The organism is Pseudomonas sp. B6002, from assembly GCF_013385985.1.
GTDB lineage: Bacteria > Pseudomonadota > Gammaproteobacteria > Pseudomonadales > Pseudomonadaceae > Aquipseudomonas.
The window spans coordinates 1,031-1,349 of the sequence record NZ_JACAOY010000020.1; the positions used below are offsets into that span (position 1 = coordinate 1,031).

Below are 319 nucleotides of genomic sequence, written 5' to 3' on the forward strand. Positions count from 1 at the left end.
ACGCCTATGACGACCTTGGCCGGCTTATCAGTGCGACCAATGCTGTCGGTGAAAGTGAGGCTTATCGCTACGACGATCAGCACGTCATTCTCCAACGCCAGTTGGCCGGTGGGGCGAGTTTCTACTGGGAGTGGGAACGGTCTGGCAAGGCGGCGCGCTGTGTCCGGCACTGGGCCAGCTTTTCGCAGATGGACACCCGGTATGCCTAGGATGACAACGGGCAAGTCACGGTGTTTAACGCCGATGGCAGCCAGGAAGTCTATGTGCATGACGAGCGTGCGCGGTTAGTCCAGCGTGTTGATCCGGACGGCGCCGAGCA

At 60.2% G+C, this 319-nt stretch carries 1 pseudogene; it reads left to right on the forward strand.

The window, feature by feature from the left end:
* Window positions 1-319, forward strand: a pseudogene (locus tag HX792_RS23200) (hypothetical protein); the annotation flags it as partial.